Annotated in this window: 20 protein-coding genes; 12 read left to right on the top strand and 8 right to left on the bottom strand. The window is 66.2% G+C overall.

Annotation, left to right across the window (positions count from 1 at the left end; all coding sequences use genetic code 11):
* Nucleotides 1-106 precede the first annotated feature (106 nt).
* Complete coding sequence (locus KM176_RS21350) at nucleotides 107-706, bottom strand: LysE family translocator (protein ID WP_160896540.1); 600 nt, start codon at nucleotides 704-706, stop codon at nucleotides 107-109.
* Nucleotides 707-803: 97 nt separating this feature from the next.
* Between KM176_RS21350 and KM176_RS21345 the strand changes: the two genes are divergently transcribed.
* Nucleotides 804-1,256 carry an Lrp/AsnC family transcriptional regulator gene (locus KM176_RS21345; protein WP_160896541.1) on the top strand — a complete coding sequence of 151 codons (453 nt, stop codon included), beginning with the start codon at nucleotides 804-806 and terminating at the stop codon, nucleotides 1,254-1,256.
* 4 nt (nucleotides 1,257-1,260) lie between these two features.
* Here the strand turns inward: KM176_RS21345 and KM176_RS21340 are convergent, their stop codons facing one another.
* Together KM176_RS21340 and KM176_RS21335 are read right to left on the bottom strand one after the other, a co-directional pair.
* On the bottom strand, nucleotides 1,261-1,803 hold the full coding sequence (locus tag KM176_RS21340; protein WP_160896542.1) for a hypothetical protein: 543 nt from the start codon (nucleotides 1,801-1,803) through the stop codon (nucleotides 1,261-1,263).
* Between the two features lie 191 nt (nucleotides 1,804-1,994).
* Nucleotides 1,995-2,957 (bottom strand): L-malyl-CoA/beta-methylmalyl-CoA lyase, encoded by a 963-nt coding sequence (locus KM176_RS21335; RefSeq protein WP_160896543.1) that lies wholly within the window; start codon nucleotides 2,955-2,957, stop codon nucleotides 1,995-1,997.
* 242 nt (nucleotides 2,958-3,199) lie between these two features.
* Between KM176_RS21335 and dgcN the strand changes: the two genes are divergently transcribed.
* From dgcN to KM176_RS21315, 4 genes are all read left to right on the top strand, one after another.
* Nucleotides 3,200-4,201: an N-acetyltransferase DgcN gene (gene dgcN / locus KM176_RS21330; RefSeq protein WP_160896544.1), complete on the top strand. Its 1,002-nt coding sequence runs from the start codon at nucleotides 3,200-3,202 to the stop codon at nucleotides 4,199-4,201.
* A gap of 72 nt (nucleotides 4,202-4,273) precedes the next feature.
* On the top strand, nucleotides 4,274-5,239 hold the full coding sequence (gene dgcA / locus KM176_RS21325; RefSeq protein WP_160896545.1) for an N-acetyl-D-Glu racemase DgcA: 966 nt from the start codon (nucleotides 4,274-4,276) through the stop codon (nucleotides 5,237-5,239).
* A gap of 192 nt (nucleotides 5,240-5,431) precedes the next feature.
* Complete coding sequence (locus tag KM176_RS21320) at nucleotides 5,432-6,295, top strand: D-amino-acid transaminase (RefSeq protein WP_160896546.1); 864 nt, start codon at nucleotides 5,432-5,434, stop codon at nucleotides 6,293-6,295.
* A gap of 139 nt (nucleotides 6,296-6,434) precedes the next feature.
* On the top strand, nucleotides 6,435-7,091 hold the full coding sequence (locus tag KM176_RS21315) for an SDR family oxidoreductase (RefSeq protein WP_160896547.1): 657 nt from the start codon (nucleotides 6,435-6,437) through the stop codon (nucleotides 7,089-7,091).
* Between the two features lie 7 nt (nucleotides 7,092-7,098).
* On the opposite strand, the gene KM176_RS21310 is transcribed toward KM176_RS21315, so the two are convergent.
* From KM176_RS21310 to KM176_RS21290, 5 genes are all read right to left on the bottom strand, one after another.
* Nucleotides 7,099-7,746 (bottom strand): HD domain-containing protein, encoded by a 648-nt coding sequence (locus tag KM176_RS21310; protein WP_160896548.1) that lies wholly within the window; start codon nucleotides 7,744-7,746, stop codon nucleotides 7,099-7,101.
* Nucleotides 7,747-7,845: 99 nt separating this feature from the next.
* Nucleotides 7,846-9,039 (bottom strand): Na+/H+ antiporter NhaA, encoded by a 1,194-nt coding sequence (gene nhaA / locus KM176_RS21305; protein ID WP_160896549.1) that lies wholly within the window; start codon nucleotides 9,037-9,039, stop codon nucleotides 7,846-7,848.
* Between the two features lie 85 nt (nucleotides 9,040-9,124).
* A complete protein-coding gene (locus KM176_RS21300; RefSeq protein WP_160896550.1) occupies nucleotides 9,125-9,442 on the bottom strand; it encodes a DUF1244 domain-containing protein in 318 nt (105 codons plus the stop codon).
* A gap of 18 nt (nucleotides 9,443-9,460) precedes the next feature.
* Entirely contained in the window at nucleotides 9,461-9,805 is a 345-nt protein-coding gene (locus KM176_RS21295; RefSeq protein WP_160896551.1) for a 5-carboxymethyl-2-hydroxymuconate Delta-isomerase, read from the bottom strand.
* Between the two features lie 18 nt (nucleotides 9,806-9,823).
* On the bottom strand, nucleotides 9,824-10,564 hold the full coding sequence (locus tag KM176_RS21290) for an N-formylglutamate amidohydrolase (RefSeq protein WP_160896552.1): 741 nt from the start codon (nucleotides 10,562-10,564) through the stop codon (nucleotides 9,824-9,826).
* A 107-nt stretch (nucleotides 10,565-10,671) separates the two neighbouring features.
* Here KM176_RS21290 and pyk point away from each other — a divergent pair, with 107 nt between their 5' ends.
* The 7 genes from pyk (at nucleotide 10,672) to pheT (ending at nucleotide 17,117) form a co-directional block, all read left to right on the top strand.
* Nucleotides 10,672-12,120, top strand: a complete 1,449-nt coding sequence (gene pyk / locus KM176_RS21285) for a pyruvate kinase (protein ID WP_160896553.1) — start codon at nucleotides 10,672-10,674, stop codon at nucleotides 12,118-12,120.
* Nucleotides 12,117-12,344 (top strand): hypothetical protein, encoded by a 228-nt coding sequence (locus tag KM176_RS21280; RefSeq protein WP_160896554.1) that lies wholly within the window; start codon nucleotides 12,117-12,119, stop codon nucleotides 12,342-12,344. Before pyk ends, KM176_RS21280 begins: the two co-directional genes overlap by 4 nt.
* 118 nt (nucleotides 12,345-12,462) lie before the next feature.
* Nucleotides 12,463-12,672, top strand: coding sequence for a 50S ribosomal protein L35 (gene rpmI / locus KM176_RS21275; protein ID WP_160896555.1), 210 nt, complete (start codon nucleotides 12,463-12,465; stop codon nucleotides 12,670-12,672).
* Nucleotides 12,673-12,684: 12 nt separating this feature from the next.
* Nucleotides 12,685-13,050 (top strand): 50S ribosomal protein L20, encoded by a 366-nt coding sequence (gene rplT / locus KM176_RS21270; protein WP_160896556.1) that lies wholly within the window; start codon nucleotides 12,685-12,687, stop codon nucleotides 13,048-13,050.
* 118 nt (nucleotides 13,051-13,168) lie between these two features.
* Complete coding sequence (pheS, locus tag KM176_RS21265; RefSeq protein ID WP_160896557.1) at nucleotides 13,169-14,233, top strand: phenylalanine--tRNA ligase subunit alpha; 1,065 nt, start codon at nucleotides 13,169-13,171, stop codon at nucleotides 14,231-14,233.
* Nucleotides 14,234-14,432: 199 nt separating this feature from the next.
* Entirely contained in the window at nucleotides 14,433-14,714 is a 282-nt protein-coding gene (locus KM176_RS21260; RefSeq protein ID WP_160896558.1) for a YrhK family protein, read from the top strand.
* A 3-nt stretch (nucleotides 14,715-14,717) separates the two neighbouring features.
* Nucleotides 14,718-17,117 (top strand): phenylalanine--tRNA ligase subunit beta, encoded by a 2,400-nt coding sequence (gene pheT / locus KM176_RS21255; RefSeq protein WP_160896559.1) that lies wholly within the window; start codon nucleotides 14,718-14,720, stop codon nucleotides 17,115-17,117.
* Nucleotides 17,118-17,189 lie beyond the last annotated feature (72 nt).

Below are 17,189 nucleotides of genomic sequence, written 5' to 3'. Positions count from 1 at the left end.
ATGACGGCGCTCATCGCCGGATGCAACTACGCAGAAACCCGGGGCGCCCCGAAGGCGTCCCGATGCCGAATTGGTGAAGCTCCGAGAGGCCGGGCCCCTGCCGGCCTCAGGCCCGCAGGACCGGGTAGAGCGAAGCGACCAGCAGCACCGCCATCGTCCAGTTGAACGCCCGCAGCATCCAGGGCCGGTCCAGAAGCTGGCGCATGGTCTGACCGGCCAGCACCCACAGGCTGAGGCAGGGCAGGGTGATCAGCGCATAGATCAGCCCGATCAGCGCCACCTGGCCCAGGCTGCGGTCGGGGGCGAACAGGGTGATCGTGCTCAGCGCCATGGTCCAGCCCTTGGGATTGACCCATTGGAAGCTTGCCGCCTGAAGAAAGCTCATCGGGTGGCTGACCTCGGTCTCGGCGGTGCTGGGCGGGGCGGCATTGGCGATCTTCCAGGCCAGCCACAGCAGGTAGACCACGCAGGCCACCAGCAGCGCCTGTCGCAGCACCGGGAACAGCTCGAACACCCGCATCAGCCCCAGGCCCACCAGAACCACCATGGCGGCAAAGCCCACCGCCACCCCCAGCATGTGTCCGAAGCTGCGCCGGTAGCCGAAGTTCATCCCCGAGGCCATGACCATCAGGTTGTTCGGCCCCGGCGTGACCGAGCCCACCACGCAGAACAGCAGCAGGGCGGACAGGAACTGAAGTGAAAGCATGGGACCCCCGGGAGATTGAAAGTGCCTTGCAATCCTATGCCCATTCATGCGCCATTAAGTTGCAAAGTGGGGTGGCAGAGACGTTTTTGGACAATCCATGACCAAGATGGACGAGATGAACCGCAGGATATTGCAGGTTCTGGAAACCGATGGCCGGATCTCCAACCAGGAGCTGGCCGAGCGCGTCGGCCTGTCGCCCTCGGCCTGCCTGCGCCGGGTCCAGGAGCTGGAGCGCGGCGGTGTGATCACAGGCTATCGTGCGGTGCTGGATCCCCAGGCGATGGGGGTGGGCTTCGTCGCCTATGTCAGCGTTGGCCTGGCGGTGCATTCGAAGGCCACGCTGGAGGCCTTCGAACGCCGCATGGTCAGCGCGCCGGAGGTGCGCGAGTGCCACAACATCACCGGCGCGCGGGAATACCTGCTGCGGATCGAGGTCTCGGACCTGGCCGCCTACAAACGCTTCCACACTGAGGTGCTGGGCACGCTGCCCCATGTCTCGGCGCTGACGACCTTCGTGGTCATGGGATCCCCGAAGGACGCCCGCGCCTGAGGGCTCAGTGGCAGTAGCCGGCCTGTTCCTGCAGGGCCTCGGCGGCGCCGCGCAGGTCGATCGGGTGATCCTGCCCGGCGACGATCAGCTTGTGACCGGCACGCAGGCTTTGCAGGAAACCGTCGCGCGCGGCGGAAGAGGGGAAGACCACCCGGTAGCTGTAGATCTTGGACTTGGCGATCTGGGTGTCCTTGGTGGTGCCGGTGGCATCAAGCGCGAAGGCCGCCTTGCGGCCATCGACGTCGAAGTCGATCTCCTTGCCGCGCTGGCGTTTTCCGAAGCCCAGCTTCACCGCCGGCGCGCCGGCCTCGCAGACCACCGAGAAATATTCGCCCGCCCGGGCGCGCGGGGTGGTCAGGTACATCAGCAGCCCGTGCTGGCCGGGATCCTTGCTCTGCATCCACTTGCCGGCAAAGACCCGGGCGACCGGCGAATCCTGGATATCGGGGGTTTCCTGCGCCAGCGCCGGGCCGGCGATCCCGCAGGCCAGCGCGGCGGCGGCCATGAACATTCGGGCGGGACGGTCAAGTAAATTGTTGCGGCGCATGGGAACTCCGGTCTGGGCGTCTTTCGGCCGAAGCCTAGCCCGTGGACCGGCAAATCCAAGAGCTGATCCGGAAAATCGCGGCCTTGTGGGGCGCGGGTTCCGGCTATCGGTCCTGAAAGGGGGGTCGTATCAACAGAAGCGCCCGCAGGTCCTCCTCCCGCGGGCGCTTTGGCGAGCATGCCTTCAAGTCCTCAGAGAGACGCGGCGATCAGCTCGGCCTGTTTCACGATCACTTCTGCCTGTTTAATGGACGCGATGTCAACCAGTCTTCCATTGTATACCGTCGCACCGGCGCCGCTGCGTTTTGCCTCTTCCATGGCCGAGAGGATGGCGCGCGCCTCCGCGACCTTGGCCTCGGGCGGGGTGAAGACCTCGTTGGCCAGGGCGATCTGTTTCGGGTGGATGGCCCATTTCCCGACCATGCCCAGCGTGGCCGAGCGCAGCGCCTGCGCGCGGTAGCCTTCATCGTCGGAGAAGTCGCCGAAGGGCCCGTCTACCGGCAGGACACCATGGGTCCGGCAGGCCGCGACGATGGCCGCCTGCGCCCAATGCCATGGATCTGACCAATATTTCTGGCCCTCCCGCAACATGTAGTAGTCTTCCTGGGTGCCGCCGATGCCGGTCGTCTGCATCCCCATCGAGGCCGCGAAATCCGCAGCCCCCAGGCTCATGGCCTTCAGGCGGGGGGACGCTGCGGCAATCTCCTCGACATGGGCGATGCCGGCGGCGCTCTCGATGATGACCTCGAAATCGACGGGTTTGGTGCGCCCGGTGGCGCGCTCGATCCCGGTGACCAGGGCGTCCACCGCGTAAAGATCGGCGCCGCAGCCGACCTTCGGAATCATGATCCGGTCCAGCCGGTCACCGGCCTGTTCCATCACCTCGACCACGTCACGGTACCACCAGGGGGTATCCAGGCCGTTGATTCGCACCGAGATGATCTTGTTGCCCCAGTCCACCGTGCGAATCGCCTCGATGATATTGGCGCGGGCCTGGACCTTGTCGTCGGGGGCCACCGAATCCTCGAGGTCGAGGTTGATCACGTCGGCAGCCGAGGCGGCCATCTTGGCAAAGAGCTTGGTATTCGAACCGGGCCCGAAAAGCTGGCATCGATTCGGGAAGGCGGGAGCCTGAGGCTGGAGGCGGAAGGACATCGGCGTTCCTGTCGGTAACAAAGTTGCGCTGATAGTTCGTTAATGATTATTTAATTCCACATGGGGTCTCAACGGTTTTTTGCAGCGCGGCAGGGAGTCGCGCGCAGAAGACGGATTCTTCGACAGGCAGGGTAAATTCCGGGACAGCTTTGCGCCATGAGGCGTTTTGGCGCCAACTTTGCAAACACCTTGATGCAGATGCGGCGCAGAGTGCGGGAAATTCCTCAGGGAGCCTGAATAAAATGATCGAAACTCCGTACCTCCTCTTCCTCGGTGATGCCCCCGACGCGCTGGCCGCGAAGGTCGCCCAGGGCATCAAGGACTGGCGCCCCGCAAACTGCGTCGGCCAGTTCCGCATGGAAGGCTGCAAGGCCGACATGAAGCTGACGGACATGACCCTGGCCGAAGCCAAGGCTGCCGGTGCCAAGACCCTGGTGATCGGTGTCGCGAACCGCGGCGGCGTGATCTCTCCGGCGTGGAAGAAGGTGCTGATCGAGGCGCTGGAAGAAGGCTTTGACATCGCGTCGGGCCTGCACAACCTGCTGCGCAACGAGGCCGACCTGGCCGCCGTCGCCAAGGAATGCGGCCGTACCCTGCATGACGTGCGCATCCCCTCCGTCCAGTACCCGATCGCCAACGGCAAGAAACGCACCGGCAAGCGCTGCCTGGCCGTGGGCACCGACTGCTCGGTCGGCAAGATGTACACCGCGCTGTGCATGGACAAGGAAATGAAGGAACGCGGGCTGAAGTCCTCCTTCCGCGCCACCGGCCAGACCGGCATCCTGATCACCGGCGACGGCGTGCCGCTCGATGCCGTGATCGCCGACTTCATGGCCGGCTCGGTGGAATACCTGACCCCCGACAATGATGAAGATCACTGGGACATGATCGAGGGCCAGGGCTCGCTGTTCCACGCCTCCTATTCCGGCGTGACCATGGCGCTGGTGCATGGCGGCCAGCCCGACGCGCTGATCCTGTGCCACGAGCCGACCCGCGAACACATGCGCGGCCTGCCCGAGTACAAGCTGCCCGCCCTCGACGCGCTGCGCGACGTGGCGCTGACGCTGGCCAAGGTGGTGAACCCCGACGTCAAGGTCGTGGGCATCTCGGTCAACACCCAGCACATGGCGGAAGACGAGGCCAAGGCCTACCTGGCCAAGGTCGAGGAAGACATGGGTCTGCCCGCCACCGACCCGTACCGCTTCGGCGCCGCGCGTCTGGTCGACGCGATGCTCGCAGCCTGATCCGTTTCGCCGGGGGCGTCGTTGCGACGCCTCCGGCGGGCATATTTTTGGAAAGATGAAGGAGGCAGGCCCGTGCAGATCGAGGTAAGCCGCGACACGTTCCCGCTGGCCCAGGTGTTCCGGATCAGCCGGGGCGCACGGACCGAGGCCGAGGTGCTGACCGTTCACCTGCAGGACGGCGATGTCCGTGCCTGGGGCGAATGCGTGCCCTATGCCCGCTACGACGAGACGCTGGACAGCGTGGCCGCGCAGATCGCGGCGCTGCCGCCCGATATCACCCGCAAGGGCCTGCAGGAGCTGATGCCCTCCGGCGCCGGACGCAATGCCGTCGACTGCGCGCTGTGGGATCTGGAGGCCAAGAAGGCCGGCAAGCGCGTCTGGGAACTGGCCGGTCTGGCCGCGCCCAAGCCCGAGATCACCGCCTATACCCTGTCGCTGGACGAACCCGCCGCGATGGAGGCCCAGGCCGCCAAGAACGCCTTCCGCCCGCTGCTGAAGATCAAGCTGGGCACCCCTGACGACATGCCGCGTCTGGAAGCGGTGCGTCGCGGCGCGCCGGCCTCCAAGATCATTGTCGATGCCAACGAGGGCTGGTCCGCCGAGGTCTATGCCGACCTGGCGCCGCACCTGGTGCGCCTGGGCGTCGCGCTGGTCGAGCAGCCGCTGCCCGCCGGTCTGGACGATGCGCTGATCGGCATGGAGCGCCCGGTGCCGGTCTGCGCCGACGAAAGCTGCCATGACCGCGCCTCGCTCGCCAAGCTCAAGGGCAAGTATGACGTGGTGAACATCAAGCTGGACAAGACCGGCGGTCTGACCGAGGCGCTGGCGCTGCGCGAGGCCGCGCTGGCCGAGGGCTACGGCATCATGGTCGGCTGCATGGTCGGCTCTTCTCTGGCGATGGCGCCGGCGCTGCTGGTGGCGCAGGGCGCGATGATCACCGATCTCGACGGTCCGCTGCTGATGGCGCAGGACCGCGAGACGCCGCTGGTTTACGACGCCGAAGGGGTGCACCCCTCGGACGCGACCCTCTGGGGCTGAGGCCCCCGTGCCCGGGACATGCCTGCCCCAAGCGCATGCCCCGGGATCCCTGGCGCAGGTCGCCGCCCCCTTCCGGCGGCCTGCCCCCTTTTCCCGATGAATGACCACTGGTCTTTTGCCGCCTGCGGGGGCAAAAGCCATGCCGTGATGTGCCCGCGCCGGTGAAGACGCGAAAGCCCAAGGAGCGATGAGATGAGCCGCATTGTCTATGTGAATGGTGAGTACCTGCCCGAGGAAGAGGCGAAGATCTCCATCTTCGACCGCGGTTTCCTGATGGCGGATGGCGTCTACGAGGTGACCAGCGTGCTGAACGGCAAGCTGATCGACTTCGACGGCCATGCGAAGCGCCTGGAGCGTTCGCTGAAAGAGCTGTCGATGAACGCCCCGGTGACCATGGACGAGCTGCTGGCGATCCACCGCGAACTGGTGACCAAGAACGATCTGGTCGACGGCATGATCTACCTGCAGGTGACCCGTGGCGCCCCGGGCGACCGCGACTTCGTCTTCCCCGATCCCGAAACCACCCCGTCGACCCTGGTGATGTTCACCCAGAGCAAGCCGGGTCTGGCCGACAGCCCGGTCGCCAAGACCGGCAACAAGGTGATCTCGGTCGAGGACATCCGCTGGGGCCGCCGCGACATCAAGACCGTCCAGCTGCTCTGGCCGTCGATGGCCAAGATGATGGCGAAGAAGGCCGGCGTCGATGATGCCTGGTTCGTCGAGGACGGTTTCGTGACCGAGGGCTCCTCGAACAACGCCTATATCGTCAAGGGCAACAAGATCATCACCCGCGCGCTGTCGAACGACATCCTTCACGGCATCACCCGCGCCGCCGTGCTGCGCTTTGCCGCCGAGGCCCAGTACGAGGTCGAGGAGCGCAACTTCACCATCGCCGAAGCCCAGGAGGCCGACGAGGCCTTCACCACCTCTGCCTCCGCCTTCGTGATGCCGGTAGTCGAGGTCGATGGCGTCAAGATCGGCGAAGGCGTCCCGGGCACGGTCGCACCGCGCCTGCGCGAGATCTACATCGAAGAGATGCGCAAGCAGGCCATCTGAGCCTTCGCGTTTCCCCGGAACCGGCCTCGGCCCGTCGCACCAGCGGCGGGCCGATGTCGTTTCGGCACCGTGATCGCCGCGGGGGCTGTTCCCGGCGGGGTGCGGCCTTAGATCTTCGCAAAAGGAAAGGATCCGAACCATGTCCCGCATTCTGCTGATCGGGGCCACGGGTGGCGTGGGCCACCGTCTGGCCTCGCTGCTTGTCGCCGCCGGTCACGAGGTCACCGGCCTGCACCGCGCCCCAGAACAGGCCGAAGGGCTTTCGGCGATGGGGGTCACGCCGCTGCGTGGCGACCTGATGGAGCTGAGCGCCCATGAGCTGACGCTGGCCGCTCAGGACCATGACGTCATCATCTTCTCGGCCGGGGCCGCCGGCAGCGGAACCGAGCGTACCTCCGAGATCGACGGGCAGGGGCCGGTGAAGGCGCTGGCTGCCGCCGAGGCCAACGGCATCCGCCGCTTCTACCTTGTTTCGGCCTTCCCCGAAGCCGGGCGCGACCGCGACCTGGGCCCGGGGTTCGAGCATTACATGGCCGTCAAGAAGCACGCCGATGCGGCGGTGGCGGCCTCGGGGCTTGACTGGGTGATCCTGCGGCCCGGCACCCTGCTGCACGAGGAGGCCGATGGTCAGGTCAGCCTGGGCTGGGCGCTTGGCTACGGCAGCGTGAAGCGGGGCAACGTGGCCACCGTGTTGGCGGCCCTCGTCGATCATCCCGAGATCCGCCGCGAGATCCTGGAGCTGACCGACGGCGATCTGCCGGTGGCAGAGGCGCTTGCGGCGGTGACGCGGGGCTGAGGGCGGCTCAGCCGATCTCGGCCAGCAGCCCGTCGTAGAAGCGGCGCAGGTCGGCGCTGCGGGCGGCGGCCATGGTGCGCCCGGTTTCCGTCTGCATTCCCTTGCCGAAGCCCAGCAGCTTGGTCTGGAAGTGATCCAGCGCAAAGGCGTCCTCGTCCAGCGGGCGGTTCAGGGCCCCGGGATCCGTGGCATGGCAGATCGCCGCGCCGCGGGCCCCCGACAGCGCCAGGCAGCGCGCGACCCCCATGTAGCCCAGGGCATCCAGCCGGTCGGCATCCTGGAGGATCTTCGCCTCAAGGCTCTGCGGCGGGATTTGGGCCGAGAAACTGTGCGCCTCGATGGCATGGGCGACCTGCGCGGTGTCGGCCGCGCTCCAGCCCATCTCGCCCAGCAGGTCGCTGGCCCGGGCGGCGGCCATGCGCGAGGCCAGCGAGCGCTCCGGCGCGCCCTTGTCGACATGCACGCAGTCATGCAGCAGGGTCGCGGCCAGCAGGATCCGGGTATCGCCGCCTTCCTGCGCCATGATCTTCTGGGCATTGCGCCAGACCCGCAGCAGATGCGCCTCGTCATGGGCGCTGTCGCGGCTGTCGCGGCTGTCGAAGGCATGGGGCAGCAGGGCGCGGGCAAGGTCGGGCAGGGGGAACTGGGCGTGCATCGGGGCTCCTTCGGGATCGGGCCCGGTATAGGGGCCGGGCGGCGGAAACGTCAAAGGGCGCCCGGGGGCGCCCTTTTTGTCCGCTGTGTGCGATCCGGATCAGGCGGCGGCCTTGGCCGGCACCTCTTCCTTGGCGCCGCGCGACACGAGCTTGAGCACCGTGAAGCCCAGCACCGCCGAGATCGCAGAGCCGACCAGCACCCCGAGGCGGACCGAGTTCATCATCGTCGCATCGTCGAAGCTGAGCGTGCCGATGAACAGCGACATGGTGAAGCCGATGCCGGCCAGGCAGGCGACGCCGTAGATATGGCCCCAGCTGGCGCCCGCCGGCATCCGGGCCAGGCCGGTTTTCACCATGATCCAGACCACCGCGAAGACGCCCACCTGCTTGCCGATCACCAGCCCGCCCGCAACGCCGAGCGCCAGCGGATCCAGCAGGTCCGAGAAGGTCATGCCCTTCAGCACCACGCCGGCATTGCCGAAGGCGAAAAGCGGCACGATGAAGAACAGCACATAGGGCGACAGGCCGTGTTCCAGCGCGTGCAGGGGCGATTTGCCGTACTTGTCCTTCAGCGGGATGAAGAAGGCGGTCAGCACGCCGGCGAGGGTCGCATGGACACCCGATTTCAGCACCAGGAACCACAGCACCAGGCCCAGCATCAGCAGGGGGGCGACACGGTGCACCTTGCGCTTGTGCAGCACGAACATCGCGGCCAGCGGCAGCAGCGCCATCAGCAGGTAGTTGACCTGCAGGTCGGCGGTGTAGAACAGCGCGATCACCACGATGGCGCCCATGTCGTCAAGGATCGCCAGCGTCAGCAGGAAGATCTTCAGCGAGGAGGGCACCTTGGGGCCGACCAGCGCCAGCACGCCCAGGGCGAAGGCGATGTCGGTCGCCGCCGGGATCGCCCAGCCGCCGAGGTTCGCCGCATTGCCGAGGTTCAGCGCCACGAAGACGATTGCCGGGCAGGCCATGCCCGCCACCGCCGCCATGCCGGGCATGATCACGTCGGAGGGGTTCTTCAGCTTGCCTTCCAGCAGCTCGTACTTCAGCTCCAGCCCGACCAGGAAGAAGAAGACCGCCATCAGGCCGTCGTTGATCCAGTGCAGAAGGGAATTCTTCAGCTCGCTCTCGCCGAAGGAAATCTTCAGGTAGGTGTGCAGCCATTCGTCATAGGCCGGCCCGAGGGCCGAGTTGGCCACGATCAGGGCCAGCGCCGTTGCAAGGATCAGGAAGATGCCTCCCGATGCGTCGCTCGAGAAAAACCTGTCCAGTTCACGCCGTAGCCCCATCAATCCCTCCTGTTGTCCGGGTCATCCGGTCCGAGATGGGGATTGACGGGGCAAGCTCAAGGTTTCGTGAACAAAAACTTGCGCTTTACGAGTCTTTTTTGCCGACGTTCTCGCGGAAGGCGGTCTCGAATTCGGCTTTCTGTTCGCGCGTGGCCTCGGTCTGGTTGCGGGTCTTCCAGTCCTCGTAGGGCATGCCGTAGAAGGCCTCGCGGGCGGCCTCCTTGTCCATGTCCAGACCGCGCTCCTGCGCGGCTTCCATGTACCAGCGGCTCAGGCAGTTGCGGCAGAACCCGGCCAGGTTCATCAGGTCGATGTTCTGCACGTCGGGGCGCTGCTCCATCAGGTGATGGCGCAGGGCACGGAAGGCGGCGGCCTCCAGCTCGGTGCGGGTCTGGTCGTCCATGACGGCTCCTTTCGGGTCTCAGGCAGAGGCGGGGGCGGGGCGCTTGAAGTAGGAGGCCTTGCCCATGGTCACGGTTTCCAGGCTGACGGCATATTGCGACGGCAGCAGCTTTGCGATCACGTCCTGAAGCAGACCCGACATCTCGATATGCTGTTCGACCGGGCGGCCTTCCATCAGGCGCAGGGTCACGTTCAGAAAGCCCGGCTCCCCGGAGACCATGAGGAAGGCGTCGGCCTTGTGGGCGCGCAGCTTCACCGCCTCGGGCGGCACGGCGGGATGCGAGACGATGGCATCGACCATGGCCTGAAACAGCGGCTGGAGATCAAGGTCGAGGCCGCCGTGTTCGATGACGATCTGGGGCATGGGACTTCCTTTCTGGACTCAGGATGCGGTGTCGGCCAGCGCGGCCTGCAGGATCGGGGCAAGGCGTTCGGCCCAGCGGGCCTGCTGCTCGGCCGAGGCGATCAGGTCGTTGCGCAGCTCGATCAGCGTGTTGAGGCGCCCGGGCGCAATGGCATGGCGGTCAACGGCGTCACCGGGCAGGTGGCCGCCGTAGGGCTCGTTCGCACCGATGCACAGGTCGGGTTCGGCACGCAGCCGGTCGATCAGCGGGGCGCTCAGGCGTTCGTCCTCGGCAAACAGCACGCCGACATGCCAGGGCCGCTTGGGGCGGCCGCGCAGCTGCGGGGTAAAGGAATGGATGGCCAGGTAGACGGTATCGTCGCGGCGTGCGGCCAGGCGGGCGATCTCGGCGTGGTAGGGGCGGTGGCAGGCGTTCAGGCGCGCCTCCCGCTCCTCGGGGCCGGCATGGCGGTTCGCCGGAATGATCGTGCCGTCGTAGAGTTTCATCAGCAGCGTCGGGTCGTCCTCGCCGCGGTTCGGGTCGATCACCAGCCGCGAGAAGTTGCTTTCGATCACCGGGCTGTCCAGCAGCGTGCCAAGCGCCCTTGCAACTCCGGCGGCTCCGGGATCATACGCAATGTGACGCTGCATGTCGCTTTCCGGAAGACCAAGGCTTCCGCCTGCCACGAAATCCGGTACGGTGTTCGCAGCGTGGTCACAGGTGATCAGCCAGCGTCCTTTCCGTTGCGTTCCGGTAACCGTGAAAGGGGCATAAGTCATGAGGGTGTCACCTCCATTGGCAAGTGTCGCCGGAAGGATTATGGGTGAATGTGACCGCTAACATTCGGGGTTTTTGCCCCGAACCGCGACAATAGGGGATGACCTGAATGATACGTCAGCGCAATACGAAAATCGTCGCCACGCTCGGACCGGCGTCCGAGACCTACGAGACGATCCGCGCGCTTCACGAAGCCGGGGCGGATGTCTTCCGGCTCAACATGTCCCACGGCAGCCATGACGAGATCCGCGAGAAGCACCGCATCATCCGCGAGATCGAGCGTGACATCGACGGCACCATCGGCATCCTGGCCGACCTTCAGGGCCCCAAGCTGCGGGTCGGCGTCTTCGCCAATGAGGCGGAGGACCTTGTCGTGGGCGCCGATTTCCGTCTCGACCTGGACAAGACCCCGGGCGATGCGGCCCGCGTGAACCTGCCCCATCCCGAGATCTTCGCGGCGCTGGAACCCGGTGCCAGCCTGCTGGTCAACGACGGCAAGATTCGCCTGAAGGTCAAGGACTGCGGCGCCGATTACGCGAACTGCGAAGTGACGGTGGGCGGCACGATCTCCAACCGCAAGGGTGTCAACGTGCCCGACGTGGTGCTTCCGCTGGCGGCGCTGTCGGAAAAAGACCGCAAGGATCTGGAATTCGTCTGCCAGCTGGGCGTCGACTGGATCGCGCTCTCGTTCGTGCAGCGCCCCGCCGACATGGAAGAGGCCCGCGCGCTGGTCGATGGCCGCGCCGCGATCCTTGCCAAGATCGAGAAGCCCGCCGCCGTGAAGGTCTTCGACGACATCCTGAAGGTCTCTGACGGGATCATGGTGGCGCGCGGGGATCTGGGCGTCGAACTGCCGGTGCATTCGGTGCCGCCGATCCAGAAGCGCCTGATCCGCAAATGCCGCGCCGCCGCCAAGCCGGTGATCGTCGCGACCCAGATGCTGGAATCGATGATCGAGAGCCCGATGCCCACCCGGGCCGAGGTCTCGGACGTGGCTGCCGCCATCTACGAGGGCACGGATGCGGTGATGCTTTCGGCCGAATCCGCTGCCGGCAGCTTCCCGATCGAGGCCGTCACCACGATGGACAACGTCGCCAAGGAAGTGGAGGGCGATCCGCTTTATCGCGAGGTGATCGAGGCGCAGCGGAACGCGATCCGCGGCATCGGCTCGGTCGCCGACGGCATCGTCGCCGCCGCCCGCGAGATCGCCGAGAAGACCGAGATCAAGGTGATCTGCTGCTTCACCCAGCGGGGCACCACCGCGCTTCTCGTCTCGCGCGAGAAGCCGCGCGTGCCGATCCTGGCGCTGACCTCGGAACGCTCGACCTCGCGCCGGCTGACCCTGACCTGGGGCGTGAACTGCCTGATGACCGGAGAGCTTTACCGCTTCAAGCAGGCGGTGGTGAATGCCGCGCGCGGCGCCCGCGTCACCGGGCTGGCCACCGAGGCCGACCAGATCGTCGTCACCGCCGGCGTGCCGTTCAACCAGACCGGCACCACGAACATCCTGCGCGTCGCGCCCTGCGATGAACGCCTGATCTTCTCGGACGACGAGTGAGCCTGATGGGTCCCGGTACGCTTCGGGTCATCGGGGCCCTGGCCCTGCTGCTGCTGGTCGCGGGGGCGCTGTTCAGCGTCTTCGCGGGCGGCCTTTCGGTGGCCGTGGTGCTGCTGACGGCCTGGCTGGTCGAGCATTGGGTGCAGCTGTTCGGGGGCAATGGCGTGACCATCGGCCCCCTGCATCTGATGCAGTCGATCGGCCATGCGGCGACGGGCTCCTGAGCCCTGCGCAAAACCCTTGCCAAACTGCGAATCCGCCCCTATACGGCGGCTTCCTACCGCGCGGCCGGCCAGTGAGGCATGCCGAGTCGCGTGTTCACTCTGAACATAGGAGCTGAAAATGCCCAAGATGAAGACGAAATCGAGCGTCAAAAAACGCTTCAAGGTTTCGGCCACCGGCAAGATCATTGCTGGCCAGGCCGGGAAACGCCACGGCATGATCAAGCGGACGACGAAGTTCATCCGCGACGCACGCGGCACGACCACCCTTTCGAAGGCAGATGAGCAGATCCTTATGCCCATGATGCCCTACGCAAAGAAAAAGAAATAAGGAGGTCGCGACATGTCCCGCGTTAAAGGTGGTACCACTACCCACGCCCGTCACAAGAAGGTCCTCGACGCAGCGAAAGGCTACTACGGCCGTCGCTCCAAGACCTTCAAGGTTGCCCGTCAGGCCGTCGACAAGGCCAACCAGTACGCGACCCGCGACCGCAAGGCGCGCAAGCGTAACTTCCGCGCCCTGTGGATCCAGCGTATCAACGCCGGTGTCCGCGCGCATGACGAAGCGATGACCTACTCGCGCTTCATCAACGGTCTGGCCCTGGCCGGCATCGAAGTGGACCGCAAGGTTCTGGCCGACCTGGCCGTGAACGAACCCGCCGCTTTTGCAGCCATCGTCGAAAAGGCGAAGGCCGCGCTCGCTGCGTAATACCCCTTCCAAGGGTAAGATTTCAGGAGAAGCCGCGGACCTTTCGAGGTCTCGCGGCTTCTTGTCTTTCAGGGCCCGCTTTCGTAGCAGGGTGCAAACCGGATCAGGAGAGGATCGGATGAACGATCTGAAGACGAAGTACCTGTCGGCCATTGCCGCGGCAGCTGACGAAAGCGCGCTGGAAGAGCTGCGTGTGCAGGCGGTCGGCAAGAAGGGCGAGGTCAGCCTGAAGATGCGCGAGCTGGGCAAGATGACCCCGGAAGAGCGCCAGGTCATGGGCCCGCAGCTGAATGCCCTGAAGGACGAGATCAACTCGGCCCTGGCCGCCAAGAAGGTGGCGCTGGCCGATGCCGCGCTGGACATCCGCCTGAAGGAGGAATGGCTGGACGTGACGCTGCCGGTGCGCCCGCAGCGCCAGGGCTCCATCCACCCGGTCAGCCAGGTCTGGGAAGAATGCACGGCGATCTTCGCCGACATGGGCTTTGCCGTCGCCGAAGGCCCCCAGGTCGAGCAGGCCTGGTACAACTTCGACGCGCTGAACATCCCCGGCCACCACCCCGCGCGGGCCGAGATGGACACCTTCTACATGCACCGTGCCGAGGGCGATGACCGTCCCCCGCACGTGCTGCGCACCCATACCTCCCCGGTGCAGATCCGCTCCATGGAGAAGCACGGCGCGCCGCTGCGCATCATCTGCCCGGGCCGCGTCTACCGCGCCGACTACGACCAGACCCACACGCCGATGTTCCACCAGGTCGAGGGGCTTGCCATCGGCAAGGACATCTCCATGGCGAACCTCAAGTGGGTGCTGGAAGAGTTCTTCTCGGCCTATTTCGGCAAGAAGGTGAAGACGCGTTTCCGCGCCTCGCACTTCCCCTTCACCGAACCCTCGGCCGAGGTCGACATCCAGTGCTCCTGGGAAAACGGCACCGTCAAGGTGGGCGAGGGCGACGGCTGGCTTGAGGTCCTGGGCTCCGGCATGGTGCACCCGAAGGTTCTGGAAGCCGGCGGGATCGACCCGAAGGAATGGCAGGGCTTTGCCTTCGGCATGGGGATCGACCGGATCGCGATGCTGAAATACGGCATCCCCGACCTGCGCGCCTTCTTCGACAGCGACCTGCGCTGGCTGCGCCACTACGGCTTCAGCGCGCTGCAGGTGCCGACGATCCGCGGAGGCGTCTGAGGCCGATGCAGCCGGACCGCAACCCGACGGGCGATGCCGCAAGGCTGGTGCCCGACCGCAGGGGGGCGCAACGCGCCCGCCCGGGGGGGCGGTCCGGCGCGGCCGGTCGGGCGGTGAACGCCGCGCGGACCTTGCCGGAGGGCCTTCGGGCCGCAGTTGAGGGGACATTCCCCCGCCTGATCCCGGAAAGGTTGCCTGCATGAAACTCTTCCGCCACGAGACCCGCCAGCTGAGCGAGGACAGCAAGCGTATCTACGCCCTGTTCGAGATCGCCCATACCTGCGTGGATTTCGGGGCGGCGCTGTGCTTCATCATCGGCTCCGTCTTCTTCTTCTACGAAAGCCTCATGACCCCGGGGACCTGGCTGTTTCTGATCGGTTCGGTCCTCTTCGCCGCCAAGCCCACGCTGCGGCTGATCCGTGAAATCAAACTTTACCGTATGGGCGATGACGCCGACCTCGCCTCCCGCCTGAAGGACTGACCCATGAAATTCACCCTTTCCTGGCTGAAAGAACACCTTGATACTGATGCCTCGCTGGATCTCATCCTCGAGACGCTGACCGACCTCGGCCTTGAGGTCGAGGGCGTGGAGGACCCGGCGGCGAAGCTGAAGGGCTTCACCCTGGCGAAGATCCTGGAAGCCGAGCAGCACCCCGATGCGGACAAGCTGCGGGTCTGCAAGGTTCTGGCGGACACCGGCGAGACCCAGGTGGTCTGCGGTGCGCCGAACGCACGCGCGGGCATCACCGTGGTGCTGGCCAAGCCCGGCATGTATATCCCCGGCCTCGACATCACCATCTCCGTCGGCAAGATCCGCGGCGTGGAAAGCCATGGCATGATGGCCTCGGAGCGCGAGCTGGAGCTTTCGGACGAGCATAACGGCATCATCGAGCTGGAGAGCGGCGAGGTGGGCCAGGAATTCTCCGCCTGGCTGGCCCAGAACCGCCCCGCCGCCGTCGATCCGGTGATCGAGATCGCGATCACGCCGAACCGCCCCGATGCGCTTGGCGTGCGCGGCGTGGCCCGCGACCTGGCGGCACGCGGCCTTGGCACGCTGAAGCCGATGCCCGCCTATGCGCTGGAAGAGACCGCGGGCGACTGCCCGGTCGGCGTCACCATCGACGAGAGCGCAAAGGACGGCTGCCTGGTCTTCGCCGGTCGCCTGATCAAGGGCGTGAAGAACGGCCCCAGCCCCGAATGGCTGCAACAGAAGCTGCGCGCCATCGGGCTGCGCCCGATCTCCGCTCTGGTCGATGTGACGAACTATTTCACCTACGACCTGAACCGCCCGCTGCACGTCTTCGATGCCGGCAAGATCGCCGGGGATCTGGTGATTTCCCGTGCCAAGGGCGGCGAGGAGCTTCTGGCGCTGGACGAGAAGACCTACGAGATCCCCGCCGGCGTGCTGGTGATTTCCGATGACAACGGCGTCGAAAGCATCGGCGGCATCATGGGCGGCGAGGTCTCGGGCTGCACCGAGGAAACCACCGATGTCTTCGTCGAGGCGGCCTTCTGGGACTTCGTTTCGATCGCCGAGGGCGGGCGTGCGCTGAAGATCAACTCGGACGCGCGCTACCGCAACGAGCGTGGCATCGATCCGGGCTTCAACATGGAGGCGCTGGACCGGGCCTGCGCGCTGATCGTGGAACTCTGCGGTGGCGCGGTAAGCGGCAAGGTCGTGGCGGGCGAGGTGCCGGACGTGTCGCGGGCCTATCGTCTGGATACCGATCGCTGCTCGTCGCTGGTGGGGATGGATATTCCCGCAGAGGAGCAGCGCGCCACGCTGGAGCGCCTGGGCTTCGTGATGGAGGGCGACATGGCGCAGGTGCCGTCCTGGCGCCCCGACGTGCTGGGCGAGGCGGACCTGGTGGAAGAGGTGGCCCGCATGGCCTCCCTCACCAAGCTTGAGCCCAAGCCGATGGCGCGGATGCTGCCGGGCGTGCCCAAGCCCATCCTGACCCCGATGCAGCAGCGCGAGCAGATCGCACGGCGCACGGTGGCGGCGCTCGGCTACAACGAATGCGTGACCTACAGCTTCATCGACAAGGCAACGGCCACTCTGTTCGGCGGCGGCGATGATGCAACCATGGTGGCGAACCCGATTTCATCCGAGATGAGCCACATGCGTCCCGACCTGCTGGCGGGCCTGTTGCAGGCGGCGGCGCGCAACCAGGCGCGCGGCATGGCCGACATGGCGCTGTTCGAGGTCGGTGCGGCCTTCACCGGCGGCGAGCCGGGCGAGCAGCACCTCCAGGTCACCGGCCTGCTGGTCGGCCAGACCGGGCCGAAGGATCTGCACGGCGCCGCCCGCGCGGTCGATGTCTTCGACGCCAAGGCCGACGTCGAGGCTGTGCTGGCGGCCATCGGCGCGCCCGCGAAGGTGCAGATCCTGCGCGACGGAGCTGCCTGGTTCCATCCGGGCCGCCATGGCCGGATCTGCCTTGGTCCGAAGAAGATGCTGGCCGTCTTCGGCGAGATCCATCCGAAGATCCTGCAGCAGATGGATGTGAAGGGCCCCGCCGTGGGCTTCACCATCTGGCCGGAAGAAATCCCGCTGCCGCGCAATGCCACCACCTCGAAGGGGGCCGTGACCCTGAACGACCTGCAGCCGGTCGAGCGCGACTTCGCCTTCATCGTCGATGAGCGCGTCGAGGCGCTGACGCTGGTCAATGCCGCTGCCGGGGCCGACAAGGCGCTGATCACCGATGTGCGGGTCTTCGATGAGTTCATCGGCGGCGCCCTGGGCGAGGGCAAGAAGAGCCTTGCCCTCACCGTGCGCCTGCAGCCGCAGGACGTCACGCTGAAGGAGAAGGACATCGAGGCGATCAGTACGAAAATCGTCGAGAAGGTCGCGAAGGCCACCGGCGGCGCCCTGCGCGGCTGAGGACGGACGGTCGGACGCTCTCTCCCGTTCCGGGAGAGACGCCCCGCCCGCCGTCCCTCACCACCGCAGGCT

The organism is Pseudooceanicola endophyticus (genome assembly GCF_018760365.1).
Classification (GTDB): domain Bacteria; phylum Pseudomonadota; class Alphaproteobacteria; order Rhodobacterales; family Rhodobacteraceae; genus Pseudooceanicola; species Pseudooceanicola endophyticus.
Note: the sequence above shows the minus strand (reverse complement) of the source record. Positions and strands in the feature narration are given on the sequence as shown.